This window comes from Streptomyces tubbatahanensis, assembly GCF_022699385.1.
Lineage (GTDB): Bacteria > Actinomycetota > Actinomycetes > Streptomycetales > Streptomycetaceae > Streptomyces > Streptomyces diacarni.
The window spans coordinates 3,410,708-3,436,655 of record NZ_CP093846.1 but is presented as its reverse complement, the minus strand read 5'-3'; the positions used below and the strand labels follow the sequence as shown (position 1 = coordinate 3,436,655).

Below are 25,948 nucleotides of genomic sequence, written 5' to 3'. Positions count from 1 at the left end.
CCGGGTCCGCCCGGGTGGGCGCCACGGCCCGGAAGAAGTCCATGCCCGCGCGCGTGACGGGGGACACAGGTGTTCAGATCACCGAAGGGGCAGCGTTCGCCCGGCCCGAGCGTGCACTCTGTGCGCATGGCAGAGGCACGGGAACGGGCAACGGACCTGGAACGGGCACTTCGGGCCGCGGTGCGGGGCGGCGAGGTGGAGTTCGGCGTCCAGGACAGGGCGTTGATGACGATGGACGCCTCCAACTACCGGCGGGTTCCGCTCGGTGTGGTGGCGCCCAGGGATGACGACGACGTGGCGGCCGTGCTGGCGGTCTGCCGGGAGCGGGGCGTGCCCGTGGTGGCGCGCGGCGCGGGGACGTCGATCGCGGGGCAGGCCACCGGGGCAGGCGTCGTCCTCGACTTCACCCGCCACCTGAGCGCCATCGAGCGCCTGGATCCCGACAGCCGCACCGCCGTGGTGCGCCCCGGCGTGATCCTGGACGACCTGCGCGGTGCCGCCGCCGCGTACGGGCTCACCTTCGGGCCCGACCCCTCGACGCACAGCCGCTGCACCCTCGGCGGAATGATCGGCAACAACTCCTGCGGCTCCCACTCGGTGGCCTGGGGCACCACCGCGGACAACGTCCGCGAGCTGGAGGTCTTCACCTACGGCGGTGAGCGGGCCCGCCTCGCGCGCGGCGGCGACGGGGTGCCGGAGCGGCTGCGCACCGCGGCGCGCTCCCTCGTCCAGGGGGAACTCGCCCGGCTGCGCACGGGGTTCCCCGAGCTGCCGCGCCGGATCTCCGGCTACGCGCTGGACGAGCTGCTGCCCGAGAAGGGCGAGGACTGGGCGCGCGCCTTCACCGGCAGCGAGGGCACCCTGGGCGTGCTGACCCGCGCCACCGTGGGGCTGGTGCCCACCCCGGGCGCCCGCGTGCTGGCCGTCCTCGGGTACGCCGACGAGAGCGCGGCGGCCGAGGCCGCCGCCGGGCTGCTCCCGCACGGGCCCCTCACCGTCGAGGGCATGGCCAACGACCTGGTGGGCGACGCGGCCCGCGCCTCGCTCCCCAGGGGCGGCGCCTGGCTGTTCGTCGAGGTCGGCGGCGACGACGCGGCCCAGGCGCGGGCCAACGCCGACGCGCTGTGCCGCGCGGCCCGCGAGGACAGCACCGACCACTCCCTCGTCACGGATCCGGCCGGGCAGCGCGCCCTGTGGCGGATTCGCGAGGACGCCTCCGGGACGGCGACCCGGCTGCGGCTCCCCGGCATGGCGGAGGACGCGGAGGCCTGGCCCGGCTGGGAGGACTGCGCCGTGCCCCCCGAGCGGCTGGGCGCCTACCTGCGCGACTTCCGCAAACTGCTGCGCGAGTACGGGCTGCGCGGCCTGCCCTACGGGCATTTCGGGGACGGCTGCATCCACGTGCGCATCGACTTCGACCTGATGGACGCCGCGGGCATCGCCACGTTCCGCGAGTTCTCCACCGCGCTGGCCGATACCGTCGTCGCGCACGGCGGCTCCCTCTCCGGCGAGCACGGCGACGGGCAGGCGCGCGCCGAACTGCTGCCCCGTATGTACGGGCCCGAGATGATCGGCCTGTTCAACCGCTTCAAGGACCTGTGGGACCCGGCGGGCGGACTCAACCCCGGCATGCTCGTGCGGCCCGAGCCGATCGACGCCAACCTGCGCTTCGCCCCGCTGCCGCGCACCCCCGTGGACGTCGAGTTCGGCTACCCGCACGACGGGGGAGACTTCTCGGCCGCCGTGCGCCGCTGCGTGGGCGTCGCCAAGTGCCGCAACGAGACGGCGTCGGGCGCGAGCGTGATGTGCCCGTCCTTCAGGGCCACCGGCGAGGAGAAGCACTCCACCCGCGGCCGGGCCAGGATGCTGCACGAGATGCTCGCGGGCGAGGTCGTCACCCAGGGATGGCAGTCGGAGGAGGTGCACGACGCGCTCGACCTGTGCCTGTCGTGCAAGGGCTGCAAGAGCGACTGCCCTGTCGGCGTCGACATGGCCACCTACAAGGCCGAGTTCCTGCACCACTACCACGAGGGCGACGCGCGCAACCCGGGCAAGGCGCGCCCCATGGCGCACTACTCGATGGGGTGGCTGCCGCGCTGGCTGCGCCTGGCCGACGCCACGCGCACGGTGCCGCTGCTGAACGCCGGAGCCGCGGTCCCTCCGCTCGCGGCGCTCGCCAAACGGCTGGGCGGTCTCGCCCCCGAGCGGGACATCCCCGCACTGCCCCGCACCTCTTTCACCCGCTGGTGGCGCAAGCAGCCGGGCAGACAGCGGGCGAGCGGCCCCCCCGTGGTCCTGTGGCCCGACACCTTCACCAACTATCTCTCGCCCGAGGCGGGTACGGCGGCGGTGCGGGTCTTCCAGGACGCGGGACTGCGCCCCGTCGTGCCGCCCAAGCAGGTGTGCTGCGGCCTGACGTACGTCTCCACGGGCCAGCTCGACCGCGCCCGCACGGTCATGCGCCGCACCCTCGACCACATCGAGCCCGCCCTGGACGCGGGCCTGCCCATCGCCGTGCTGGAGCCTCCGTGCGCGGCCGCCCTGCGCTCGGACGTCCCCGAACTGCTGAGCGACGATCCGCGCGCCGCGCGCCTGGCACGGGCGGTGCGCACCTTCGCGCAGACCCTTCAGGAGCAGGCCCCCGACTGGGAACCGCCGCGCGTCGACCGGCCCGTGGCCGGCCAGACCCACTGCCACCAGCACGCGGTCATCGGCGACGCCGCCGACCGCCGCCTGCGCGAGCGCGCCGGTCTCACCGGGGACCTGTCGGGCGGCTGCTGCGGTCTGGCCGGCAACTTCGGCTTCGAGAAGGGCCACTACGCCGTCTCAGCGGCGTGCGCCGAGGACCAGCTCCTGCCCTCCCTGCGGGAGGCCGCGCCGGGCACGGAGATTCTCGCGGACGGCTACTCGTGCCGCACTCAGATGGACCAACTGGGCGGCCACCGCAGCAGGCACCTGGCGGAGGTGCTGGCCGCCCACCTGCACCGGCGAGCGGCGTCCGGCTCCGGCACGTGAGTCCGCGCGTCACCCCCTCGACCGGTGACGGTGCCGGGCGAGGGGGCGGACGGCGGCCTTACGGCCCTACGCGTTGACCACGAAGTCGAACGTGCCCACCAGCCCGTCGCCGTTCTGCTGGACGTTCATCAGCAGCCGGGCGTCGAAGAGGGGGTCGGTCTGGTTGCGCGGTTCGCCCGGGAAGTAGAGCTGGGTGGTCAGGATGGACTGGTGCGGGGCCTGCACCTTGACGTGCAGGTGCCGGGTGCGGCCCGGATACAGGCCCGGGTGCAGCGTGGCCAGCCGGAAGGAGCCGTCGGCGCCGGTGTACTGGTGGCCGCGGAAGCCGTAGCCGGCGTTGTCGTAGGCGCCGTTCGGGTCGGCCTGCCACCAGTCGAGCAGCACGTCCGCCAGCGGCTCGCATCCGGTGCCGAAGACGAACCCGCTGACGGTCAGCTCGGTTCCCTGGGTGCCGGGCGGGACGATCGCGTCGCGCTCGGGGGAGTTGGGCTTGAAGTAGGGGCCCTCGATCTGCGGCGGTGTGGGGTCGTCGCCGTCGTCGCAGGTGGGGGTCGGTTCCAGACGCCGGCCGGCGCCGCGTTGGTCGCGGGCCAGCGCGGGGGCCGCTCCGCCCGCTCCGGTGCCGATCAGCACGGCGGCCGGCGCGGCGGCCACCGCGGCGCGCAGCACGCTCTTGCGGCTGATCCCGCGGGGCCTTCTCGCCTGGGGGCGCTTGTCGTCATCCACTGGTTCGTTCCTCGCTCTTTCGACGGTGGGGGAAGTGCGGGGGACGGACGCGTCCGGCCGGGTTCGGCCGAGTGGGGACGACGCTACGGCGGGGCCGGGGCAGGGTCGATGGACGGAGTTACCAAAGCGTGGTGCTTTCCGTGCTTTCCGTCGCCGGCCCCTCGTGGGCCTCGCGGCGGAACTGGCCGGGGCTCGCGCCGGTTTCGCGCCTGAAGAAGCGGCAGAAGTAGGCGGGGTCGGCGAAGCCGACGTCGTGGGCGACGCGCCGCACCGTCATGTCGGTGCCGGCGAGCAGCCGTTTGGCCTCCAGCACCTGGGCGTGCCGGATGAGCTGGCCCGGGGTGCGTCCGGTGGCCGAGCGGACGGCGGCGGTCAGGTAGCCGACGGAGACGCCGAGTTCGGCGGCGCGGGAGGCGACGGTGTGTGCGCCCGCGGCGCCTGGCGCCTCCAGCAACTGGACGAACCGGCCCGCCAGACAGGCGGCTGCGCCCGGGGCGGCGTCCCGGGCCCGGGCCGCGCGGCCGCTGTGCGCGCGGGTCTCGGCGGGGAGGCGGCTCGCGTGGACCAGGAGGATGTGCAGATACGCCTGGAGGACCGTCGGCATGCCGCGCTGTCCTCCGCCGTACTCGGACCGCATGCCCTCGAGCAGGTCCTCGACCCGCGCGGCGGCCTGCCCCGTCAGGGGGAGGGAGGGGTGTTCGCCCAGGGCGCGCAGTAACGCGCGGTCGGACGGGTGGGCGAGCAGGAAGGACGGGTCGAAGAGGACGACGCTGCCCTGGACCTGCTCGTGCTGCTGCCAGTGGTGAGTCCGGCCGGGCGTGATGAAGCACAGGTGGGGCGGGCGCAGGGTCCAGCGGCGCAGGTCGATGACGTGGGAGCCGCTGCCGTGCGTCACGTAGGCGATCTCGTAGAACGTGTGCCGGTGGGGGTAGGCGGCGCGGGAGAGCGGGCCGATGGTGTCGAACGTCCCGATGGCGAACGGGAGGACGCGCGGGGCGGGGACGTCGAGCCGGTGCAGCGGCATGTCGGGGTGGACGGGTGCGGAGTTGCGCGTCGCGGTCACGTTGTCGCTTTCCCTCCCTTCGGGGCCCCCGTTCCGCAAGGGAGCTACCCGGACGGGTCCGCGGAGAAAAGTCATGCAAGCACGCTTGCTTGTTTTTGCCGTGACTGCCAGTCTCGGTGCCACGCACGGCGGTTGGGGCGCGCACTGCGGCGGCCGGAGCGCCTCGGGTGAGGCGCGCCCCGCTCGCCGCCGCCCCGACCCGCGACCCGCGACCCGCGACCCGCGACCCGAGGAGGGTGGGCTGTGGCCACACCGGCGGAGCTTCTCAGCGGCCTCCTGGCCGACCTGCGCGCCGAGAGCGAGGAGGTGGACCGGCTGGTCGCCGACCTGCCGCCCGCGACCTGGGCGGCAGCCACCCCGGCGCCCGGCTGGACCGTCGCCCACCAGATCGCCCACCTGGCCTGGACCGACGGGCAAGCGCTGCTCGCGGCCGCGGAACCCGAGGCGTTCCGGCGCGAGGCGGAGCGGTTCCCTGACGGGTCCCAGGGCGACTCCAGAACCGGGGGAGCGGCGGCGCACTTCATCGACGAGGCGGCCGAGGAGGGCGCCAGGCTGCCGCACACCGAGCTGCTGCACCGGTGGCGGGCCGGGCGCGCCGCGTTGGCGGACGCGCTCACCGCCGCGCTGCCCGGCCCCCGGCTGCCCTGGTACGGAACGTCCATGAGCCCCGCGAGCATGGCCACCGCGCGCCTGATGGAGACCTGGGCGCACGGTGAGGACGTCGCCGACGCGCTGGGTGTCGCGCGGCAGCCCACGCGGCGGTTGCGGCACATCGTGCACCTCGGCGTCCGCGCCCGGGACTTCGCCTACGCCGTGCACGGGCTGCGGCCGCCGGCGGGGCCGTTCCGGGTGGAGGTGAGGGGACCAGACGGCGAGGTGTGGGCGCACGGCGCGGTGGACGCCGGGCAGAAGGTGACCGGGGACGCGTACGACTTCTGCCGTCTGGTGACCCAGCGGGTGCACCGCGACGACGCGGACGTGCACGCCGAAGGCGCGGAAGCCGACCAGTGGCTGGACATCGCCCAGGCGTTCGCGGGGCCGCCGGGAGCGGGCCGCGAGCCGGGACACGCGGGGCCGCCGGGAGCGGGCCGCGAGCCGGGACACGCGGGGGAGGCGCGGGCGTGAGCGGTCCCGACACCGGGGTCTCCCGGGAAGGCGTGAGGGGCCCGGCGCTGCGGAGCGCGCCGCTCCGCATCGGCAACGCGTCCGGCTTCTACGGCGACCGTTTCGACGCGCTCGCCGACATGCTGACCGGCGGCCCCCTCGACGTGGTGACCGGCGACTACCTGGCCGAACTCACCATGCTCCTCCTCGGCCGCGACCGCCTCAAGGACCCGGCACGCGGCTACGCCAGGACCTTCCTGCGGCAGCTGGAGACCGGGCTCGGGCTCGCGCGGGAGCGCGGCGTCACGCTCGTCACCAACGCGGGCGGCCTCAACCCGGCGGGCCTGGCGGACGCCGTGCGCGAGCTGAGCGAGCGCGTCGGCGTACCCGCGCGGGTCGCCCACGTCGAGGGCGACGACCTCACCGGGCGCGGCGGCTGGGGCGAGGGGGTGCTGACGGCCAACGCGTACCTGGGCGGCGCGGGCATCGCGGAGTGCCTGCGGGGCGGCGCCGACGTCGTCGTCACCGGGCGGGTGAGCGACGCGGCGCTCGTGTCGGGCTGCGCCACCGCCCACTTCGGCTGGGCCGACGACGACTGGGACAGGCTGGCGGGCGCGGTCGTCGCCGGGCACGTGCTGGAGTGCGGCGCCCAGGCGACCGGCGGCAACTACGCCTTCTTCGCGGCGGAAGGGATCGACGTGCGCCGGCCCGGGTTCCCGCTGGCGGAGATCGCCGAGGACGGCAGCTCGGTGATCACCAAGCACCCCGGCACCGGCGGCGCGGTCACCGTCGGTACCGTCACCGCGCAACTCCTCTACGAGACCGCGGGAGTCCGCTACCCGGGACCCGATGTGACAGCGCGCCTGGACTCCGTGCGGCTCAGCCAGGCGGGCACCGACCGTGTCCGCGTCGACGGCGTGCGCGGCGAGCCCCGCCCCGGCACCCTCAAGGTCGGCCTGACCCGGCTCGGCGGCTTCCGCAACGAGGTCACCTTCGTGCTGACCGGACTCGACATCGACGCCAAGGCCGCCTTGGTGCGCGGCCAGATGGAGTCCGCGCTGGCGGGGCCCCGGCGTCCGAGGGAGGTCACCTGGAGCCTCGTGCGGACGGGGCGCGAGGACGCCGACGTGCAGGAGGAGGCGAGTGCGCTGCTGCGGCTGGTCGTCCGCGACGACGACGAGGCCGCCGTCGGCCGCGCCGTCTCGGGCCCCGCGATCGAGCTGGCGCTGGCCAGCTATCCGGGCTTCCACGTGACGGCGCCGCCGTCGCGAGGAGCGCCCTACGGGGTCTTCGAGGCCGCCTACGTCGACGCGTCGACGGTGCCCCATGTCGCGGTGCTGCCGGACGGCGGGCGGCGGGACGTGTCCTTCCCCCACCCCGCCCCTTCCCGGAACCGGGGGGTCCGGGGGGCGGAGCCCCCCGAGAAACGGGAAGGGGCGGGGCAGGGGCACAACACCCGACGCGCACCCCTCGGCCGCGTCGCCGGCACCCGCAGCGGCGACAAGGGCGGCAGCGCCAACATCGGGGTGTGGGCGCGTGACGGGGACCCGGCGATCCACCGGTGGCTGAGGGAGACGCTCACCGTCGCCAAGCTGCGCGAGCTGCTGCCGGAGACGGCGGAGCTGCCCGTCACCCGCCACGAACTGCCCAACCTGCACGCCCTCAACTTCGTGGTCGAGGACCTCCTCGGCGCGGGCGTGGCCGCGCAGCACCGCTTCGACCCGCAGGCGAAGGCGCTCGGCGAATGGCTGCGCGCGCGCCACCTCGACATACCGGAGGAGTTCCTCTCGTGACCGCTGGAACGCAGGCAGCGGCCGGAGCAGCCGGAGCGGCCGGAGCAGCTGGAACCGGCCCCGGCCCCGGCGCCGGCGCCGGGGCCCTGCGCTCCGCGCTCGACACCAGCGCGCCGGAGTACGCCGCGCACCGCGAGACCATGCTGGGCAGACTGGCCGAGCTGGACGCCGAGCAGGCGAAGGCGCTCGCGGGCGGCGGGGAGAAGTACGTGGCCCGGCACCGGGGGCGCGGCAAGTTGCCGGCCCGCGAGCGGATCGAGCTGCTGCTCGATCCGGACACCCCGTTCCTGGAGCTGTCCCCGCTCGCGGCGTGGGGCAGCGACTACACGACGGGCGCCTCGCTGGTGGCGGGCATCGGCGTCATCGAGGGCGTCGAGTGCCTGATCACGGCGAACGATCCGACCGTCCGCGGCGGTGCCAGCAATCCGTGGACGTTGAAGAAGGCGCTGCGGGCCAACGAGATCGCGTACCAGAACCGGCTGCCGTGCGTGAGCCTGGTCGAGAGCGGCGGTGCGGACCTGCCGAGCCAGAAGGAGATCTTCAGCCCCGGGGGCGCGCTCTTCCGCGATATCACCCGCCTGTCGGAGGCGGGGATTCCGACGGTCGCCGTCGTGTTCGGCAACTCGACGGCAGGCGGCGCGTACATCCCCGGCATGTCCGACCACGTGATCATGGTGAAGGAGCGCGCCAAGGTGTTCCTCGGCGGTCCGCCGCTGGTCAAGATGGCGACCGGCGAGGAGTCCGACGACGAGGAGCTGGGCGGCGCGGACATGCACGCCCGTACCTCGGGGCTGGCCGACCACTACGCGGTGGACGAGCCGGACGCGCTGCGCCAGGCGCGCCGCGTCGTCGCCCGCCTCAACTGGCGCAAGGCACACCCGGACCCGGCCCAGGACACCGTCGCGGAGCCCGTGCACGATCCGGAGGAGCTGCTCGGCATCGTGCCCGGCGACCTCAAGGTGCCGTTCGACCCGCGCGAGGTGATCGCCCGGATCGTGGACGGCTCCGCCTTCGACGAGTTCAAGCCGCTGTACGGGGCGAGCCTGGTGACCGGGTGGGCGCGGCTGCACGGGTATCCGGTCGGCATCCTCGCCAACGCGCGGGGGGTGCTGTTCAGCGAGGAGTCGCAGAAGGCGACCCAGTTCATCCAGCTCGCCAACCAGCGCGACATCCCGCTGTTGTTCCTGCACAACACGACCGGTTACATGGTCGGCAAGGAGTACGAGCAGGGCGGCATCGTCAAACACGGCTCCATGATGATCAACGCCGTCTCCAACTCGAAGGTGCCGCACCTGTCGGTCCTGCTCGGAGCCAGCTACGGGGCGGGCCACTACGGGATGTGCGGCCGGGCCTACGAGCCGCGCTTCCTGTTCGCGTGGCCGAGTGCCAAGTCCGCGGTGATGGGGCCGCAGCAGCTCGCGGGCGTGCTCTCGATCGTCATGCGCGAGTCGGCCGCAGCGAAGGGCAAACCGTTCGACGAGGAGGCCGACGCCGGGCTGCGGGCCATGGTCGAGCAGCAGATCGAGAGCGAGTCCCTGCCGATGTTCCTGTCGGGACGGCTCTACGACGACGGGGTCATCGACCCGCGCGACACCCGCACCGTCCTCGGTATCTGCCTGTCGGCTGTGCACACCGCGCCGGTGAGGGGCGCACGCGGCGGCTTCGGCGTCTTCCGGATGTGAGCACTTCCAAAGGTGAGCACAGCGATGAGGGCCGGATCGAGGCACGGACGGGCACGTTCGGAAACGACAGGGAGCAGGGAATGATCCACTCCGTACTGGTCGCCAACCGGGGCGAGATCGCGCGGCGCGTCCTGCGCACCTGCCGCGAGCTGGGCATCGCCACGGTGGCCGTCCACTCCGACGCGGACGCCGAGGCGCCCCACGTACGGGAGGCCGACGCCGCCGTCCGGCTGCCGGGCAACGCGCCCGCCGACACCTACCTGCGCGGTGATCTCCTCGTCGCCGCCGCACGCGCCGCCGGCGCCGACGCCGTCCACCCCGGCTACGGCTTCCTGTCCGAGAACGCCGGCTTCGCGCGCGCCGTACAGGACGCCGGACTGGTGTGGATCGGCCCGCCGCCTGCCGCGATCGAGGCCATGGCCTCCAAGACGCGCGCCAAGAAGCTGATGGCCGAGGCTCAGGTGCCGCTGCTCGCCCCGCTCGACGCGGACGAGGTCACGGAGGCGGACCTTCCCGTGCTGGTCAAGGCGGCGGCGGGCGGCGGCGGACGCGGTATGCGCGTCGTACGGGAACGCGCGGCGCTGCCCGGGGCGATCGAGGCCGCGCGCGCCGAGGCCGCCTCCGCGTTCGGCGACGGCGAGGTCTTCGTCGAGCCGTACGTCGAGGACGGCCGCCACATCGAGGTCCAAGTGCTCGCCGACGCCCACGGCACCGTGTGGACGCTGGGCACCCGCGACTGCTCGCTGCAACGCCGCCACCAGAAGGTCGTCGAGGAGGCGCCGGCGCCCGGCCTGGACGACGCGCTGCGCGCCACGCTGGCCCACGCGGCGCGCGCCGCCGCCCGCGCCGTCGACTACCGGGGCGCGGGCACCGTCGAGTTCCTCGTCTCCGCCCGTGGGCGGCCCTTCTTCCTGGAGATGAACACCCGCCTCCAGGTCGAGCACCCGGTGACCGAGTGCGTGTACGGGCTGGATCTGGTCGCCCACCAGATCCAGGTGGCCGAGGGCGCCGCCCTCCCCGAGGACGGGCCCCCGCCGCCTCGCGGGCACGCCGTCGAGGCGCGCCTGTACGCGGAGGACCCGGCCCGCGACTGGCAGCCGCAGACGGGCACCCTGTGGCGGCTGGAGGTGCCGGGAGACGTCCGCGTCGACTCCGGCGTCGCGGACGGCTGCGAGATCGGCGTGCACTACGACCCCATGCTCGCGAAGGTCATCGCCTGCGCGCCGACCCGCTCAGCGGCCGTACGGAAGCTGGCGCGGGCGCTGGAACAGGCCCACGTGCACGGGCCCGTCACCAACCGCGACCTGCTCGTGCGCTCCCTGCGCCACCCCGACTTCGCCGCCGCCGGCATGGACACCGGCTTCTACGCCCGGCACTTGGCCGAGTTGACCACCCCCACCGAAGCGGACGCCGCCGACGCCGCCTGCGCGCTGCCGGCCGCCGCGCTCGCCCAGGCCGTCCGCGACGAGCCCGCCCGCCCCCGCGTCGCCGCCAGAACGGGCGGCTGGCGCAATCTCGCCTCCGCGCCCCACCTGCGGCGCTACGCCGACCGCGACGGCGCAGAGCACGAGGTGCGGTACGTGTGGGGGCGCGACGGACGGCCGACCCTCGTCTCCGCTCCCGACGTGCGGGTCGTCACGGCACGGGCCGACGCGGTCGTACTGGAGAGCGGCGGCGTGCGGCGCCGGTACCCGGTCGCGGTGTACGGCGACCGGGTGTTCGCCGGCGCCCACGCCTTCACCGCGCTCCCCCGCCTCCCCGAGCCGGAGAACGTGACGGAACCCGGCTCTCTGCTGGCGGCCATGCCCGGTACCGTCGTCCGCCTCGCGGAGGGCCTGCGCGAGGGCGCCACCGTCACCGCGGGCCAGCCCCTGCTGTGGCTGGAGGCGATGAAGATGGAGCACCGGGTGGCCGCCCCCGCCAACGGAAGAGTCACCGCACTGCACGTGTCCGAGGGCCAGCAGGTCGACGTCGGCACCCTGTTGGCCGTCGTCGCGGAGTGACAGCCCCGGCCCCGCCTCTTCCACGGGCGCTTTTTCCAAGCCCGTCCGGCGTGTGAGGACCCAGGGTCCGGGGGCGGGCGGAGCCCCGGAGGAAACGGGAAGGGGCGGGGGAAGGGGCCGGACACCGCGCGCGCAACCACAACGAAGGGACGCACCATGACCCACGGTCTCATCGAAACCGAGGAACACAGCGCGCTGCGCGCCTCGGTGGCCGCCCTCGGCAAACGCTACGGGCGCGCGTACTTCGCCGACGTCGTCGCGCAGGGCAAGCACACCGACGCACTCTGGCTGGAAGCCGCGGAACTCGGCTACCTGGGCGTCAGCCTGCCCGAGGAGTACGGGGGCGGCGGCGCCGGCATCCAGGAACTCTCCCTCGTCCTGGAGGAACTCGGCGCGGCCGGCTGCCCCCTGCTCATGATGGTGGTCTCGCCGGCGATCTGCGGCACGGTGATATCCCGCTTCGGCACCGAGGAGCAGAAGCGGGCCTGGCTGCCGGGCCTGGCCGACGGCACCCGCAAGATGGCGTTCGGCATCACCGAGCCGGACGCCGGCTCCAACTCCCACCGCATCACCACCACGGCCCGCCGCGACGCGGCGACCGGCGACTGGCTGCTGACCGGCAGGAAGGTCTTCATCTCCGGTGTCGACATCGCGGAGGCGACGCTCGTCGTCGGCCGCACGGAGGACGCCCGCACGGGCAAGCTGAAGCCCTGCCTGTTCATCGTCCCGCGCGACGCGGCCGGCTTCACCCGCCACCAGATCGACATGGAACTCGGCGCCCCCGAGAAACAGTTCGAACTCGTCCTCGACGACGTGCGGCTGCCCGCCGACGCGCTGGTCGGCGACGAGGACGCGGGCCTGCTCCAGCTGTTCGCCGGCCTGAACCCGGAGCGCATCATGACGGCGGCCTTCGCGCTGGGCATGGCCCGCTACTGCATCGAGCAGGCACTGGACTACGCCCGCACCCGCCAGGTGTGGAAGGAACCCATCGGCGCCCACCAGGCGATCGCCCACCCCCTCGCACAGGTCCACATCGAGGTGGAGTGCGCACGCCTGATGATGCAGAAAGCCGCACGGCTGTACGACGCGGGTGACGACATCGGCGCGGGAGAGGCGGCGAACATGGCCAAGTACGCGGCGGGAGAGGCGTGTGTGCGCGCCGTCGACCAGTCGGTGCACACGCTGGGCGGCAACGGGCTGACCCGCGAATACGGCCTGGCACAGATGATCACCGCGTCCCGGGTGGCGCGGATCGCGCCGGTCAGCAGGGAGATGATCCTCAACTACGTCTCCCACCAGACCCTCGGCCTCCCGAAGTCCTACTGATGGGCACGCCGGAGAAGGACGTCGTCACGGTGGCGTCCCGCGACGCCGTCCGCACCCTCACCCTCGACTCGCCCCACAACCGCAACGCACTCTCCGCCCGCCTGGTGGCCCGGCTGCACGAGGAACTGGACCGTGCCGAGACCGACCCCGGCACCCGCGCCGTGCTCCTCACCCACACGGGCACCACGTTCTGCGCGGGCGCGGACCTGAGCGAGGCGAGCGCCGACGACGCGCCCACGGACGCCCCCCTGGGCCTGGCCAGGCTCCTGCGCACGCTCGTCGCGTTCCCCAAACCGGTCGTCGCCCGGGTCACGGGACACGTCCGCGCGGGCGGCACGGGCCTGCTCGCGGCGTGCGACATCTCCGTGGCCGGACCGGGCGCCACCTTCGCCTTCACGGAGGCCCGCATCGGCGTCGCCCCCGCCGTGATCTCCCTGCCGGTGCTGCCGCGCACGGACCCGCGCGCGATGGCCCGGTACTACCTGACGGGCGAACGGTTCGACGCGGCGGAAGCTGCCAGGATCGGCCTCGTGACGTGCGCGGCCGACGACCCCGACGAAGCCCTCGCCCCCATCCTCGACGGCCTCCGGCGCGGCTCCCCCCAGGGCCTCGCCGCGTCGAAACAGCTGGTCACCCGGGAGGTACTGGCCGCGTTCGACCGCGACACCGGTACGCTCGCCGAACTGTCGGCGCGGTTGTTCGCGTCCAACGAGGCACGCGAGGGCATGACGGCCTTCCTGGAACGACGGGAGCCCGAGTGGACGGTGCGGCAGACCCCCGCGCGGTGAACCGCCCGGACCCCCGTGCAGCGGACCGCGCGGGGGACCGCGCCGAGAACCCACGCACGGGGACGGAGAGCGAACGGATGCGCAGCGGACGGACGACGGACGAGCGTGCTCCGGGCGAGGGCGCGCGGGGCGGGCGCGCGCCGGGCGCAGGCGCGCCGGGCGAACGCTCCCCCGGCGGGCGGGCGCCGGGAGCCCGGGGGGCCGCGCCGAAACAGGACCGCAGCCGCGCCACCCGGCAGCGGCTGCTCGCCTCGGCCGTGACCTGCCTCGCCGAGCGGGGCTGGACAGGCAGCACCGTCGCGGTGGTGGCCGAACATGCGGGCGTCTCCCGGGGCGCGGCCCAGCACCACTTCCCCACCCGCGAGGACCTGTTCACGGCCGCCGTGGAGTACGTCGCCGAGGAGCGCTCCCGCGCCCTGCGCGAACTGCCGACGCCCGCCTCCGTGTACGCCGCCGTCGAAACGCTGGTCGGCCTCTACACGGGCCCCCTCTTCCGCGCCGCCCTGCACCTGTGGGTCGCCGCCTCCAACGAGCCGCAGCTCGGCCCCCGCGTCACCGCCCTGGAGGCCCGCATCGGCCGGGAGACGCACCGGATGGCGGTCGCCCTGCTGGGCGCGGACGAGTCCCGCCCCGGCGTACGCGAGACCGTGCAGGGCCTGCTCGACACGGCCCGCGGCCTGGGCCTCGCCAATCTGCTGACCGACGACAGCGCCCGACGCCGCGGCATCGTGGCCCAGTGGGCCCGCCTCGTGGAGGCGAGCCTGCGGAGCTGACGCCTGGGCGTTACCGGGCCGCCCGGTGGGGGTCCAGGTGCCTTGGGACCGTCGTCGGCGTCAGCCGAGTTTCCAGGCGTGGTCGTCCTTGGGGTTGCAGTCCGCCAAGCCCAGGCGTGCGAAGCGGCCACCGCTGCCGAAGTGCTCGCCCCAGACGTCAATGCACCGGTCGCTGCTCTTGACATTGCGGATCCAGTACTTTCCGCCGTCCCGGTCGTCGAGCCACCAGAGCTGGTTGTCCGCTCGGGACATGTCGCATTTTCCCTCGGTGAGGGGCGAGGCCCCCGGAGCGTTTCCCTTGCCGGCCGCGTCCATGCACAGGCCGTCCGTCTTGTTCCGTATGACAAAGAGGTGGGAGCCGCCCGGCCCCCCTCCCTTGATGCTCACTTGGAATTCCCATTTCTGGTTGTCCCCGGTGGAGTGGCAGCCGGCCTGGTTGACCGGGCCGCCGACCTTGCCCTTGCCGCGCCCTGGTACGTCGGCGCAGAACGTGGTCATCGCGTTCCGCAGCAGCATGGGCTTGGTTTTCGACGGTCCTCCCGCCACCACGGCGCCCGGCTTCTTCTCGTGTTCGGCTTCCGCGGCGCTCGCCTTCTCGTCGGGCTCCTTCTCGCCGGCCTTGTCGTCCTTGTCGTGCTCGGACTTCTCCGTATCCGGGCTCTCGGAAGCATCGGCGGCGCGAGACGGCGCGGGTGACGCAGGGACGTACTGACCGGGGTTGCCGTCCTCACTGTCCTTCGGCATCGTCACGCCCGAGGCGGTCTTCGAAATCTTCTGTTCTTCTTCGTCGTCGTTCGCCCCCATGACGAGGAACGGAACCGCGATCAGGAACGCCCCCGCGATAGCCGCGCCGGCGAGTATCGCCTTGGAGGGGCGGCCCGAGGGAGGCTGCCCACCGCCGACATGGGCGCTACTGGACGGGTCCGGCGGATTGCCACTCGCGCTCGCGGCCGCAGCGTCGCCGGATCCGGTCGTTCCCTGTCCGGGGAGGGCGGAGGCGGGAGCGGGGGCGGAGGTGTCGGCGGTGGCGGAGTCCGGGGCGGTGGCCGCGTCGGGTGCGTCGAGAGCCGCCGCACCCGTGGAGGGAGCGGGGGAGACCTCCGCCTCACCTTCACCGCGGGCGCGCTCGGGAGCCTCCTGGCTCTCTTCCTCCCGTTTCTGCCGTTCCTGCCGTTCCTGCCGCCCTTCCGGCTCTTCCGGCTGCCCGGCCGGGGCCAAACGGATCGGTCGGCCGGACCGCGGTATGACCGCCTCCAGGTCTCCGGCGACACCGGGTGCGGGGACAGCGCGGCGCACTTCAGGGGCGACTGGGCCCGTGCTTTCCTCGTGAGGAGGCATTTTCTCTCCGTTCGATGCTGCTCATCGCGGTGCTGTTCATCGATCAGCCGCCGACCAGCCGACATGCGGAAGGGACAGAGGGGACGCTCGTGATCGGGTGTGCTCCTGCCCCTTACCTGAAGTGAGCGGAGCTGTCCAGAACTTGGCAGCCTACCGGGACGAGTCCCCTCCGGGCGGCCCTCCCCCTCCCACGCCTCCACCGCTCCCCGAGGACATGAAGAGCCCCGAGCCCTTCGTCAACGCGGTCGGCGTGGGCTGACCGCCTCGGCGGGACGCTGAACACTTCCGGCCTCGCGGACGTGTAGCCGTTGCGTGTATCCCTCGGCACACGGAGAAGGAGAACGTCATGCCTCCCACAACGCCGCCGGAGCCCGGCCTGCCCCCCGCGCAGGGCCCGCCCCTCGCACAGGGCCCGCCCCCCGCGCAGGGTCCGCCCCCTGCACCGAAGTCCGGCGTGCCACGGCGCCGTCTCGTGCTCGGGGCGTCCGCTGCCGCACTGCTGGCGGCGGGGTGCGGCGTCGGAAAGGACGAGGGAGGCGACGACGAAGGCGACGGGACTCCCGACCGCCCCGCGAGGGCCCCGAGCGGCATCCTGGGTGTCAATTTCAACGAGGACCCCACGGAGGTGAGCTTCGAGAGGCTGCGGGGCGCCTCCGCGAGCTGGGTGCGGGGCTTCTTGCCGACGCTCCAGGTCGACCGGGGCCCGGCGGAGGAGCAGCGGGCGGTCACCACCCTGCTGGAGGCGCACGCACACCACTACGGCACGGTGCTGTCGCTGAAGTTCCCGTACCAGCAGCGTCGGCTTCCCGCCCCGGGCAGCATGGCGATGGACACCGAGCTGGCCCGCGTGGAGAAGGTGGCCCGCGCGGTGCTCGGCAAGGTCGACATCCTCGCGGTAGGCAACGAGCCGTTCCTGGAGACGCGGCGGTCCGACCGTGAAGGACCCGCCCTCAACAGGTTCTACGAGCACGTGGCCGAGCACCTCATCGCGTACCGCGAGAAGCACTTTCCCAAGGGGTGCAGGACCCGCCTGTACATGGGTGCGCTCAACCATCTCGACAACCCCGCCGAGCGGACACCGGCCACCCGGCGGTGGCTGGAGTTCGTCCACGACACGCGGGAGCTCGAAGGCGTCGACATCCACCCGCACGTGACGTCCCTCGACGCAGCCCAGCAGTACCTGGACTACGTGCTTCCGCACCTGCGCTCCGACCAGAAGTTCCTCGCGACCGAGTTCTCCCTGGTTCTCACCTGGCGTGCCCACATGCGGGACAGGATCCCGCCCCGGTTCGCCCGGCGGTACGGCGTCGCCCCGGGCACCCGGGTGTGGCAGCTTCTGCGGAAGGCGGCGGACAGCCCCTTCCCGCAGGACAAGTGGGACGCCTTCTTGTCGATGAGCCCCTGGTTCCACAGGAACAGGCACTACCTGCGCGACCAGGTCCAGCGCTTCCGCGACACGGGAAAGCTCGCGGTGGCCACGTACGGCGTGGCCCAGGGAGCCGCCATGGTCCGCGACATCGGCCCCGACAAGCACCCCTGGATGCTCAACAGCCTCTACGCCACGCGCACCGTCCGGCAGGGCCCAGACGGCTCGACCGGCCGTACCCACCCCTGGTTCGAGGACTTCACCTCCCTGCAACGCAAGACCGACCGCCTCCCCGTACGCACGGGCACGACCGGCACCTGGGCGAACACCCCTCGTGCGCGGGGCCCGCTCACTCGGGCAGGTCCAGTTCCGCCCACAGCGTCTTGGTGATCAGATCGTTCACCCGCTCTCCCCAGCGGTGGGCCACCGCGTCCACCAGCACCAGCCCACGCCCCGACTCCTCCTCCGGGTCCGGCAGCCGACACGGGCCCGAGGGCAGGGGCTTGTCCGCGCGGGCGTCGGTGACCTCGACGCGCAACACCGGCCCCCGTGCGGTGCCGGCTGCGCCGAGTGTCAGCCGCAGCCGGAAGTCCCGGCCGATGCTGCCGCAGTGCCGTACGGCGTTGGCCGCCAGCTCCGCCACGAGGAGCGCGGCCGTGTGGGACGCCGCGCTCCGGTACGGCACACCGCGTTCGTCCAGCCACTGCGTGGCCAGCAGCCGGGCGAGGCGGGCGCCCCGCCGGGTCGAGCTGAGCTGCACGGCGAACGTCGACGGTGCCGCGGCCACCGCCCGTGGTGGCGCGGACTGGCGAATTCTCTGCGTTTGCGGATTCATGGCGTGACCGTCCCGCTACGCGACTAGCGTTCACCAGGTCGCAAGCGCGTGCCCCGGCGACGGGTACGGCGGCGTACGTCTTCTGCGCGGGGATGTACGGGCCGTACGCCGTGACCACCGCACGGCGAACGGCGTTGACGCGGAGACCCGTTGCGGGCGCACAAGGACGTGAGAGCGTATGACCGTTGCCAACCGGAGGAAGGACGGCCGCGCCGTCCCCTCACCGCGTACGGTGGACGTAGCCCACCAGCGCAAACGCGAGGACGACCGCCCCGGCGTGTGGGTCGCCTACGGCAAGCTGCTGCGGAAGTTTCGCATCGCCGCCGGGTACTCCCAGGAGACCCTCGCCCCACTCCTCGGCTATTCGCCGGAACAGGTCGCCTCCGTCGAACAGGGCCGCCGCGCGGCGAAGGCCGCCTTCACGGAGGCGGCCGAGCGGGTGCTGAACGCGGGCGGCGTTCTGGCCACCCTCCAGGAGGATGTGGACCTGGCCAAACTGCCGCCGTTCTTCCGCGACTTCGTGCTGCTGGAAATGGAGGCCGTCAGCCGCTTCGACTACGACCCGCTGCTGGTCCCCGGACTGTTGCAGACGGAGGCGTATGCGCGCGCCCTGTTCGAGGGCCACGTGCCCGTGCTCGACGAGGACGACATCGACAACAACGTCGATGTCCGCCTGACCAGGCAGAAGCTCCTCACCAAGAGTCCGCTGGTTGATTTCTGTTTTGTGCTCGGGGAGGCTGCGCTTCGCCAACAGTTGGTCGGGAGCGAGACGATGAGGGAGCAGTACTGCCACCTTCTTACTCAGAGCAGGCTCCGGAACGTGGCCATTCAGGTCATGCCCCTCGGAGCCGGGTTCCATCCCGGCCTGTACGGCGGCATGGTGATGGTGGAAACGTCGAGCCACCAGCAGTACGGCTACTTTGAGTCTCAGGGCATCGGTCATGTCGTGAGCGAACCCGCACGCGTAAGCGAGTTCGCTCTGCGGTATGGCAAGCTGCGATCACAGGCGCTGAACATCGAGGAGTCAGCCGCCTTCATCCAGCAGTTGGCAGGGGAACGATGACGAACGAGCAGGAGGCCGCACGCCTCCCCGAGCTGTCCTGGCACAAGAGCACTTACAGCGGCCCGGAGGGTGGCAACTGCGTGGAGGTCGCGCACACCGTCGGTGCCGTCCACGTCCGTGACTCCAAGGTGCAGCGCGGTGCTGTCCTCTCCGTGCCGTCCGCCGGTTGGGCGGACTTCGTTGCCTTTGCGGAGCAGTCCGCGTAGGCAGGCCCGAGGGAAGTCAGCGGTCTTCGTCCGGTCGGAAGGGGAACGATGACGAACGAGCAGAAGGCAGCCGGAGCCTGCGAGCTGTTCTGGTTCAAGAGCAGCTACAGCGGCTCCGGTGGCGGCAACTGCCTGGAGGTCGCCCACCGCGCAGGTGCTGTCCACGTCCGCGACTCGAAGAAACAGTGCGGTCCCGTCCTCTCCGTCCCGTCCGCTCAGTGGGCTTCGTTCCTGACGAGCTTGGCGGCGGCGGAGTGAAGACCGAGTTGTCCTGGCTCAAGAGCAGCTACAGCGGCCCGGAGGGCGGCAACTGCGTGGAGATCGCGCACACCGCCGACACGGTGCACGTCCGCGACTCGAAGGAACAGCGCGGTGCCGTCCTCTCCGTACCGTCCGCCCAGTGGGCGCGCTTCATCGGGTTCGCGGGGCGGCCCGCGTAAGCAAGCTCTACGCGTCGGCCCCGCACCACGCGGGGCCGACGTCCGCTGTTACAGGTCGCGGACAAAGTTTCGTGAACTCTGATCGTCGGCGCCGCATCACATCTCTCGTAACGCACTCCACACGACGGGGAGCGCGGGGCGAGGGTCCTGCGCCGGGAAAGAGGGATCATGTCCGCCATGCTCAACCGCGCTGTTCGTTGCACCGCTGCCGTGCTGGCCGTCGTCGCGGTGGGCGCGGGTGCCACCGCGTGCAACTCGTCCTCCGACTCCTCCGCTTCCAAGGGCGGATCCCACTCCGCGGAGAAGGACAGCGGGAAGGACAAGGTGCAGGAGGCGTCCGGGGTCAAGATGAAGGAGACGGCCGCGAAGGGGTCGCGGACGGACGCGATCAACGTCTCCTCGGGCAGTGCCAGCAAGCGCTGCCACACCGGTGAGCTGGACTTCAAGTGGGGTGGTCCGCACGGCGGCCGTCCGGACATGGAGGCCGACTACCAGCAGGTGGCGAGCATCCAGATCGAGAACGACGGCGGGCGGACCTGCACGCTGCGCGGTTTCCCGGGCGTGCAGCTGGTCAGCGAGTCCGGCGACACGTGGGACCTGCGGCGTTCCTCGGACACGCCGAGCACCATGACGCTGAAGCCGGGCGAGTCCACGGCCGCGGTGTCCATGAACATCCTGCCGGTGCCCGAGGGCATGGAGGGCCCCAAGCGCTTCGCTCCGAGCAAGGTCCTGGTCACGCCGCCCGACGAGACCTCGCACGTCACCCTCGACTGGCCGTACGGCGGTGCCATCCTCGACCAGTCGGGTGCCACCCGCCCCGGCACGTTCGTCAACCCGATCGGCATCGGCTGAGCCCGCTGAGCCAGCCACGTTTCTCGCCCGCCGTCACGGCCGCACCACGCGCAGCGCAACGCAGCGCGGGTGCGGCCGGCGTCGTTTGGGGCGAGGCGCGGCCGTACCGACCGGTTGCCGACCCCGACCCCCGGGTCGGGGTCAGCTCGTGTAGCCGTCCACGTCGCGGGGGCTGCGGGGGCCCGGCCCCACGTACCGGGCCGACGGCCGCACCAGTCGGCCCGTCCGCTTCTGTTCCAGGATGTGCGCCGACCATCCCGCGGTGCGGGCGCAGGTGAACATCGAGGTGAACATGTGGGCCGGTACCTCGGCGAAGTCGAGGACGATGGCCGCCCAGAACTCGACGTTGGTCTCCAGGACCCGGTCGGGCCTGCGGGCGCGCAGTTCCGCCAGGGCGGCCTTCTCCAGCGCCAGCGCGACCTCGTACCGCGGGGCGCCCAGCTCCTTGGCCGTACGGCGCAGCACCCGGGCGCGCGGGTCCTCGGCGCGGTAGACGCGGTGGCCGAAGCCCATCAGCCGCTCGCCGCGGTCGAGTTGCCGCTTCACGTAGGCGTCCGCGTCGCCGGTGCGTTCGATCTCCTCGATCATGCCGAGGACGCGGGAGGGCGCGCCGCCGTGCAGCGGGCCCGACATGGCGCCGACGGCACCGGACAGCGCAGCGGCCACGTCGGCGCCGGTCGAGGCGATGACGCGGGCGGTGAAGGTGGAGGCGTTCATGCCGTGCTCGGCGGCGGACGTCCAGTAGGCGTCCACGGCCGCCACGTGCTTGGGGTCGGGCTCGCCGCGCCAGCGGCGCATGAAGCGTTCGACGATGGTGTCGGCCTTGTCGATCTCCTTCTGCGGCACCATGGGCAGGCCCTGGCCGCGCGCGGACTGCGCCACGTAGGAGAGGGCCATCACGGCGGCCCGCGCCAGGTTGTCCCGCGCGGTGGCCGTGTCGATGTCGAGCAGGGGTTTGAGGCCCCACACGGGCGCGAGCATCGCCAGGGCCGACTGGACGTCGACGCGGATGTCGCCCGAGTGCACGGGGATGGGGAACGGTTCGGCGGGCGGCAGGCCCGGGTTGAAGCCGCCGTCGACCAGCAGCCCCCACACGTTGCCGAAGGACGTGTGCCCGACGAGGTCCTCGATGTCCACGCCCCGGTACCGGAGCGAGCCGCCTTCCTTGTCGGGTTCGGCGATCTCCGTCTCGAACGCGACGATCCCCTCGAGCCCGGGTACGAAGTCGGACATCTGGCGGCTCCCTCTTCAGAGCGCCGCCAGGAACAGCTGGCGGCGGAACGACCTGCTGGCATGGGCTGCGCGGGGGCAGCGTGGTCTGCTGTGCGGGCGGCGCGCGGTTCCGCTGCCGCGTCCCGCGGCTCACGGACCGGGTCTCCCCTCGGTCATGCCCGCCTGGGCGGATGGTCACGCTCCGCGGCCCCGTGGCCCAAGCGCCCTGCCGGACGGAGCGGCAACCATAGCCCCTGACGTGCGGACCTCACAGCTCTCCGCGCAGGATTCTGGCGGTTCGCGGCCCCGTGGGGGAGGGTGAGAAGTGGCACAGGGGCCGATTCGGGGCCCTCAGGTGTGCAGCGGGTGACCACCGGGCAGACTGTCGGACCGCGGCCAGGTCCTATGCTGCAAGATGGCGGCGTGCCTCACGCTGATGACGCTGCCGGCCACGCCGCCGGCAAAGCCGCTGACACCGCCGTCGGACATCCCGCCGGCCGGGCCGATGACGACTCCACGACCTTGGACCCCGCGGTGATGCGGGCCCACTACCGCGACGCGGGGCTCGACGAGAGCGACCTCGCGTCCGATCCCTTCGCGCAGTTCGCGCACTGGTTCGCACAGGTGCGGGCCGCGGGGCTGCACGAGCCCAACGCGATGATCTGCTCGACCGCCGACGAGGACGGCCGGCCCAGCTCCCGCACCGTCCTGCTCAAGAAGTACGACGAGCGGGGCTTCGTCTTCTTCACCAACTACGGCTCCCGCAAGGGCCGCGAACTGGACGCCAACCCGTGGGTGTCCCTGCTCTTCCCCTGGCACGGCATCGCCCGCCAGGTGATCGTCTCGGGTACGGCCGAGCGCACCGGGCGCGACGAGACCGCCGCCTACTTCCGCACCCGCCCGCACGGCTCCCAGCTGGGCGCCTGGGCGAGCGAGCAGTCCTCCCGGGTGGCCTCGCGCGAGGAGCTGGACGCGATGTTCGCCCGCCTCGCGGAGCGCTACCCGGAGGGCGAGGACGTGCCGGCGCCCGCCCAGTGGGGCGGCTACCGGGTGCGCCCCGAGACGGTGGAGTTCTGGCAGGGCAGGGAGAACCGCCTGCACGACAGGCTCCGCTACAGCCGCCGTACGGACGGTGGCGGGGAGGGCCCCGCCGACGGCTGGCGGATCGAGCGACTCTGCCCCTGAGCCGTGCGGCTGTGTCCCTGAGCCGTGCGACTGTGCCCCTGCGTCGAGCGGCTGTGCCCCTGCGTCGAGCGGCTCTGCCGCTGAGGGGCGGGCGGGCGGCGCTGGGCGCGGACAAGTCGAGCCAGGAACGAGGAGGGCAGCAGAACGGCCCGTGGGCGACTCCCTTCGCCGAAGCGAACGGCGTCGGTCGGACGAGTCCGACGAGCCCACGGGCCGGGTGACTGCTGTGGATTGGCCGGCGAGCCGGCGTCACGCAGTGGCGTCGGCCTTAGGCCGCAGCCACCTCACACGTCCGGTGATTGATCATCAGCCGGATCACCTCCTTTCCTGTGTGCTCCACACCGTAGGCACCGCCCCGGAACACCGGCAAACGATTTTCGGGACGGATTTTCGGGGATTCCGGTCCGGAGCCCGGCTCAGGACCGGGCGCCGCGCACCGGACGGCCCGGCCCGCCACCGGCCTCGCCCGCGCGGATGAGTTTCGGGGCGACAACGATTTACGGGAACTCACTGTGCTCTGCGTCACGTTCGAGTTGAATGATCCGTGAACACTCCGTCGCTGTCCGCGACGGCAGAGCATCTAGGGGGGGTGCCGAGGTGGCCGCTCGATCCGAGACACACTCCGCGTCGTCCTCGGACGGCGACGACGGCGGACCCGACGACGAACTCCTGCTCGCGGCGCTCCTGGACGGCATGGACGCCGCCCTGTGCGCCTTCGACGCCGACGGAGTGATCACCCACTGGAACCGCGAGGCCGAACGCATGCTCGGCTGGTCCCAGGAGGAGGCCGTCGGCCGCCAAGGGCTCGCGGGGTGGGCGGTGCGCGCGGCCGACGCCGAGGACATCGAGAGCCAGCTGCTGGGTGCGATGCGCTCGCCCGGCCGCCACCTCCACGAGTTCGCGCTGCTCACCAAGGACGGCGGACGCGTGCTCGTGCGCATCCAGTCCTCCGGCGTCACCGGGGCCGACGGCCGCGCCAAGGGCGTCTACTGCGCGTTCAGCGAGGTGCACGCCCAGATCGACCTCGAACGCTCCATCGCGCTGAGCGAGGCGCTGCTGGAGGACGCCTCCTGGGGCGTCGTCCTCGTCGACGCCGACCTGCGCCCCACCGTCGCCAACGCACACGCCGCGCGCGCCTTCCGCGCCCCCGCACGCGCCGCCATGCTCGGACGCCCCCTGGGCGAACTGCTCGACCAGGGCATGGAAGAGCTCGAAGGCGCCCTCCAGCACGTCCTCGGAGAGGGCTCACCACCGGCCCCCGCCGAGATCTGGGTGACGCTGCGCGCCCCCCTCACCGACGGGCCCGACGCGGGCCCCCGGGGCGCCGGGCGCGCCCTCGGCCCCGGTGCGGAAGGCGGGGCCGAGTCCCGGCGCCGCTGCTGGCGCAGCGGCTTCCTGCGGCTCGCCTCCCCCCTCGCCGAAGAGCCCGTACCGCTCGGCGTGGCCTGGCTCTTCCAGGACGTCACCGCGCACAAGCGCGCCGAGCGGGACGCGGCGCGGCTCCGCTTCCGCGACAGCCAGCTGCACCGCGCGGCACGGGCCGCCGCCGAGTGCCCCGACCCCATGGAGGCCGCACGCCTCCACCTGGAGTTCGCCCTCGCCGGATTCGCCGACCGCGCGCTGCTCGACCTCGCCGCCGACCCGGGCCCCGAGCCCTCCCCGACGCTGGACGCCTCGCTGGACGCGCTGCCGCCCAGCGACACCCGACTCGTGCGGGCCGCCTCCACCCCCGTCGCCGACCGCGGCCGTGCACCGTACATCGAGGCGAACGCGCCCAGCGGCATCCCCGTCGCCTACACCGAAGGGCACCCCGCGCTCCAGGCCTACCAGCGCTGCACCTCGGTCCGCGCCAGCGGCGGCACGAACGCCACCGCCGCGCACGAGGCGGGCGAGTGGGCGCGCGCCCGCAGCTGGCCCGCCGGGACCGTGCACGGCCTGTGCACGGTGCTGCGCTGCCGGGGCCGCTCCCTCGGCGTCGTCACCTTCCTGCGGGAGGCGGGCCGCCGCCCCTTCGACCGGGAGGACGCCGACTACGCCGAGCAGACCGCCGCGCTCGTCGCGGCGGCGGTCGACCTGGCGGGCGTACTGGACAGACGGGGAGCCGACCACGGGTACCGGCACTGAGCCTGTGGCGCCTGTGGTGCCTGTGGTGCCTGTGGCGTCGGTGTCAGCGGTGGAAGGCCGATGTCGGGGGTGGAAGGCCGATGTCACGGGTGGACGGCCCGTATCGCTGGTGGACGGCAGGTGTCAGCGGTAGAAGATCCGGTCCGCGTACTCGTCCATCACGCGGGCGTTCCAGTCGTGCCCGCCGTCCACGTTCCCCGAGCGCAGCATCGGCGGCTCGACACCCCGGCGCACCAGCTCACCCGTCGCCTCCGCGACGATCGCCTGCATCAGCGCGCTCGTGACCACCGTGGACGCCGGAGCGAACGGCGCCTCCACGCCCTCGGCGGTCAGCTCCGCGTCCCCCAGGGCGATACGGCTGTCGACGACGAGGTCGCAGTGGTCCTTGAGGAACGTGCCCGTGCTGTGCCGCGACCGCGTCTCGCGCGCGTACGCCACCGACGTCACGCCGACGACCTTCAGCCCCAGCGCCCGCGCGTTCATCGCCAGCTCCACGGGCAGCGCGTTGCGGCCCGAGAGGGAGATCACGATCAGCACGTCACCCGCGCGCGCCGGGCTGGAGTCCAGCGCCGCCGCCGCGAGCCCCGAGACCCGCTCCAGCGCGCTGCCGAGCGTGGCGGGCCGCACGTCGACCCCCACCGCGCCCGGAACGTTGAGCAGATTCATCACCGCCAGGCCGCCCGCCCGGTAGACGGTGTCCTGCGCCGGCAAGGACGAGTGCCCCGCACCGAAAGCGAAGATCCGGCCACCTTCGGCAACCGTGCGCGCGAGCAGCGCGCCCGCGGCGCGGACGTTCCCCGCCTCACCGTCCCTGACCTCGGACAACAGCGCGATGGCCGCGTCCAGGAAATCCCCGGCGAGCGTCGCCCCCGCGCCTGTTCCCGTGCCTTTTCCCGTGCCCGTTCCCGTCTCCGTGTCCGCCGCAGTTCCCGCCTCCGCACCCGCCCCGCCGCCGTCACCCATCGCGTCGCCCCTCGCCCCTCGCCGCTCGTTGATCGATCCCGTTCCGTAGTACGGCGATCACGTTGAGGTCTGGACCTGCTTCTGTCAACTG

The 25,948-nt window shown here is 73.1% G+C and carries 22 protein-coding genes; 16 read left to right on the top strand and 6 right to left on the bottom strand.

The features are described from left to right. Positions 1-126: 126 nt before the first annotated feature. A complete protein-coding gene (locus MMF93_RS14640) occupies positions 127-3,015 on the top strand; it encodes an FAD-binding and (Fe-S)-binding domain-containing protein (RefSeq protein ID WP_242751718.1) in 2,889 nt (962 codons plus the stop codon). A 66-nt stretch (positions 3,016-3,081) separates the two neighbouring features. Here the strand turns inward: MMF93_RS14640 and MMF93_RS14635 are convergent, their stop codons facing one another. Then, a complete protein-coding gene (locus MMF93_RS14635) occupies positions 3,082-3,741 on the bottom strand; it encodes a dioxygenase family protein (RefSeq protein ID WP_423835427.1) in 660 nt (219 codons plus the stop codon). Positions 3,742-3,859: 118 nt separating this feature from the next. Next, complete coding sequence (locus MMF93_RS33355; RefSeq protein WP_274709464.1) at positions 3,860-4,804, bottom strand: helix-turn-helix transcriptional regulator; 945 nt, start codon at positions 4,802-4,804, stop codon at positions 3,860-3,862. 243 nt (positions 4,805-5,047) lie between these two features. Between MMF93_RS33355 and MMF93_RS14620 the strand changes: the two genes are divergently transcribed. The 7 genes from MMF93_RS14620 to MMF93_RS14590 all read left to right on the top strand — a co-directional run bounded on the left by MMF93_RS14620 (position 5,048) and on the right by MMF93_RS14590 (position 14,273). Continuing rightward, complete coding sequence (locus MMF93_RS14620; RefSeq protein WP_242751717.1) at positions 5,048-5,929, top strand: TIGR03084 family metal-binding protein; 882 nt, start codon at positions 5,048-5,050, stop codon at positions 5,927-5,929. A gap of 32 nt (positions 5,930-5,961) precedes the next feature. Next, positions 5,962-7,701, top strand: a complete 1,740-nt coding sequence (locus MMF93_RS14615) for an acyclic terpene utilization AtuA family protein (protein ID WP_242757570.1) — start codon at positions 5,962-5,964, stop codon at positions 7,699-7,701. Next, complete coding sequence (locus tag MMF93_RS14610) at positions 7,653-9,383, top strand: acyl-CoA carboxylase subunit beta (protein ID WP_423835426.1); 1,731 nt, start codon at positions 7,653-7,655, stop codon at positions 9,381-9,383. The genes MMF93_RS14615 and MMF93_RS14610 overlap by 49 nt, the downstream gene beginning before the upstream one ends. 80 nt (positions 9,384-9,463) lie before the next feature. After that, a complete protein-coding gene (locus MMF93_RS14605; RefSeq protein WP_242751716.1) occupies positions 9,464-11,386 on the top strand; it encodes an acetyl/propionyl/methylcrotonyl-CoA carboxylase subunit alpha in 1,923 nt (640 codons plus the stop codon). 156 nt (positions 11,387-11,542) lie between these two features. Then, positions 11,543-12,712, top strand: a complete 1,170-nt coding sequence (locus MMF93_RS14600; protein WP_242751715.1) for an acyl-CoA dehydrogenase family protein — start codon at positions 11,543-11,545, stop codon at positions 12,710-12,712. Beyond that, positions 12,712-13,500, top strand: coding sequence for an enoyl-CoA hydratase family protein (locus tag MMF93_RS14595; RefSeq protein WP_242751714.1), 789 nt, complete (start codon positions 12,712-12,714; stop codon positions 13,498-13,500). Before MMF93_RS14600 ends, MMF93_RS14595 begins: the two co-directional genes overlap by 1 nt. A 77-nt stretch (positions 13,501-13,577) precedes the next feature. Continuing rightward, the gene (locus tag MMF93_RS14590; RefSeq protein WP_242751713.1) at positions 13,578-14,273 is read left to right on the top strand and encodes a TetR/AcrR family transcriptional regulator; all 696 of its coding nucleotides are present in this window, start codon (positions 13,578-13,580) and stop codon (positions 14,271-14,273) included. Positions 14,274-14,333: 60 nt separating this feature from the next. Here the strand turns inward: MMF93_RS14590 and MMF93_RS14585 are convergent, their stop codons facing one another. After that, a complete protein-coding gene (locus MMF93_RS14585; RefSeq protein ID WP_242751712.1) occupies positions 14,334-15,077 on the bottom strand; it encodes an RICIN domain-containing protein in 744 nt (247 codons plus the stop codon). Between the two features lie 880 nt (positions 15,078-15,957). Between MMF93_RS14585 and MMF93_RS14580 the strand changes: the two genes are divergently transcribed. Next, the gene (locus MMF93_RS14580; RefSeq protein WP_242751711.1) at positions 15,958-17,367 is read left to right on the top strand and encodes a hypothetical protein; all 1,410 of its coding nucleotides are present in this window, start codon (positions 15,958-15,960) and stop codon (positions 17,365-17,367) included. Here MMF93_RS14580 and MMF93_RS14575 read toward each other — a convergent pair. Then, a complete protein-coding gene (locus tag MMF93_RS14575; RefSeq protein WP_242751710.1) occupies positions 17,327-17,812 on the bottom strand; it encodes an ATP-binding protein in 486 nt (161 codons plus the stop codon). The genes MMF93_RS14580 and MMF93_RS14575 overlap by 41 nt on opposite strands. 178 nt (positions 17,813-17,990) lie before the next feature. Between MMF93_RS14575 and MMF93_RS14570 the strand changes: the two genes are divergently transcribed. The 5 genes from MMF93_RS14570 to MMF93_RS14550 all read left to right on the top strand — a co-directional run bounded on the left by MMF93_RS14570 (position 17,991) and on the right by MMF93_RS14550 (position 20,373). Beyond that, the gene (locus tag MMF93_RS14570; RefSeq protein ID WP_242751709.1) at positions 17,991-18,875 is read left to right on the top strand and encodes a helix-turn-helix domain-containing protein; all 885 of its coding nucleotides are present in this window, start codon (positions 17,991-17,993) and stop codon (positions 18,873-18,875) included. After that, a complete protein-coding gene (locus tag MMF93_RS14565) occupies positions 18,872-19,081 on the top strand; it encodes a DUF397 domain-containing protein (RefSeq protein ID WP_242751708.1) in 210 nt (69 codons plus the stop codon). The genes MMF93_RS14570 and MMF93_RS14565 overlap by 4 nt, the downstream gene beginning before the upstream one ends. A 48-nt stretch (positions 19,082-19,129) precedes the next feature. Next, on the top strand, positions 19,130-19,339 hold the full coding sequence (locus tag MMF93_RS14560) for a DUF397 domain-containing protein (RefSeq protein WP_242751707.1): 210 nt from the start codon (positions 19,130-19,132) through the stop codon (positions 19,337-19,339). After that, entirely contained in the window at positions 19,336-19,521 is a 186-nt protein-coding gene (locus MMF93_RS14555; RefSeq protein ID WP_242751706.1) for a DUF397 domain-containing protein, read from the top strand. Before MMF93_RS14560 ends, MMF93_RS14555 begins: the two co-directional genes overlap by 4 nt. 168 nt (positions 19,522-19,689) lie before the next feature. Next, positions 19,690-20,373 carry a DUF4232 domain-containing protein gene (locus MMF93_RS14550; RefSeq protein WP_242751705.1) on the top strand — a complete coding sequence of 228 codons (684 nt, stop codon included), beginning with the start codon at positions 19,690-19,692 and terminating at the stop codon, positions 20,371-20,373. 141 nt (positions 20,374-20,514) lie between these two features. Here MMF93_RS14550 and MMF93_RS14545 read toward each other — a convergent pair whose 3' ends face one another. Further along, positions 20,515-21,606 (bottom strand): citrate synthase 2, encoded by a 1,092-nt coding sequence (locus MMF93_RS14545; RefSeq protein ID WP_242751704.1) that lies wholly within the window; start codon positions 21,604-21,606, stop codon positions 20,515-20,517. A 516-nt stretch (positions 21,607-22,122) separates the two neighbouring features. On the opposite strand from MMF93_RS14545, the gene pdxH reads away from it, so the two are divergent. Together pdxH and MMF93_RS14535 are read left to right on the top strand one after the other, a co-directional pair. Next, on the top strand, positions 22,123-22,770 hold the full coding sequence (gene pdxH / locus MMF93_RS14540) for a pyridoxamine 5'-phosphate oxidase (RefSeq protein WP_242757568.1): 648 nt from the start codon (positions 22,123-22,125) through the stop codon (positions 22,768-22,770). 537 nt (positions 22,771-23,307) lie between these two features. After that, complete coding sequence (locus tag MMF93_RS14535; protein ID WP_423835425.1) at positions 23,308-24,894, top strand: PAS domain-containing protein; 1,587 nt, start codon at positions 23,308-23,310, stop codon at positions 24,892-24,894. 123 nt (positions 24,895-25,017) lie between these two features. Here the strand turns inward: MMF93_RS14535 and MMF93_RS14530 are convergent, their stop codons facing one another. Then, positions 25,018-25,857, bottom strand: a complete 840-nt coding sequence (locus tag MMF93_RS14530) for an SIS domain-containing protein (protein WP_242751702.1) — start codon at positions 25,855-25,857, stop codon at positions 25,018-25,020. Positions 25,858-25,948 lie beyond the last annotated feature (91 nt).

Coding starts and splice junctions, on each gene's coding strand:
- MMF93_RS14610 (WP_423835426.1), top strand. CDS start 7,653: ATGGCTGCGCGCGCGCCACCTCGACATACCGGAGGAGTTCCTCTCGTG.
- MMF93_RS14530 (WP_242751702.1), bottom strand. CDS start 25,857: ATGGGTGACGGCGGCGGGGCGGGTGCGGAGGCGGGAACTGCGGCGGAC.
- MMF93_RS14595 (WP_242751714.1), top strand. CDS start 12,712: ATGGGCACGCCGGAGAAGGACGTCGTCACGGTGGCGTCCCGCGACGCC.
- MMF93_RS14585 (WP_242751712.1), bottom strand. CDS start 15,077: ATGGGGGCGAACGACGACGAAGAAGAACAGAAGATTTCGAAGACCGCC.
- MMF93_RS14545 (WP_242751704.1), bottom strand. CDS start 21,606: ATGTCCGACTTCGTACCCGGGCTCGAGGGGATCGTCGCGTTCGAGACG.
- MMF93_RS14640 (WP_242751718.1), top strand. CDS start 127: ATGGCAGAGGCACGGGAACGGGCAACGGACCTGGAACGGGCACTTCGG.
- MMF93_RS14590 (WP_242751713.1), top strand. CDS start 13,578: ATGCGCAGCGGACGGACGACGGACGAGCGTGCTCCGGGCGAGGGCGCG.
- MMF93_RS14560 (WP_242751707.1), top strand. CDS start 19,130: ATGACGAACGAGCAGAAGGCAGCCGGAGCCTGCGAGCTGTTCTGGTTC.
- MMF93_RS14575 (WP_242751710.1), bottom strand. CDS start 17,812: ATGAATCCGCAAACGCAGAGAATTCGCCAGTCCGCGCCACCACGGGCG.
- MMF93_RS14565 (WP_242751708.1), top strand. CDS start 18,872: ATGACGAACGAGCAGGAGGCCGCACGCCTCCCCGAGCTGTCCTGGCAC.
- MMF93_RS14570 (WP_242751709.1), top strand. CDS start 17,991: ATGACCGTTGCCAACCGGAGGAAGGACGGCCGCGCCGTCCCCTCACCG.
- MMF93_RS14550 (WP_242751705.1), top strand. CDS start 19,690: ATGTCCGCCATGCTCAACCGCGCTGTTCGTTGCACCGCTGCCGTGCTG.
- MMF93_RS14535 (WP_423835425.1), top strand. CDS start 23,308: ATGATCCGTGAACACTCCGTCGCTGTCCGCGACGGCAGAGCATCTAGG.
- MMF93_RS14600 (WP_242751715.1), top strand. CDS start 11,543: ATGACCCACGGTCTCATCGAAACCGAGGAACACAGCGCGCTGCGCGCC.
- pdxH (WP_242757568.1), top strand. CDS start 22,123: ATGCGGGCCCACTACCGCGACGCGGGGCTCGACGAGAGCGACCTCGCG.
- MMF93_RS14580 (WP_242751711.1), top strand. CDS start 15,958: ATGCCTCCCACAACGCCGCCGGAGCCCGGCCTGCCCCCCGCGCAGGGC.
- MMF93_RS14605 (WP_242751716.1), top strand. CDS start 9,464: ATGATCCACTCCGTACTGGTCGCCAACCGGGGCGAGATCGCGCGGCGC.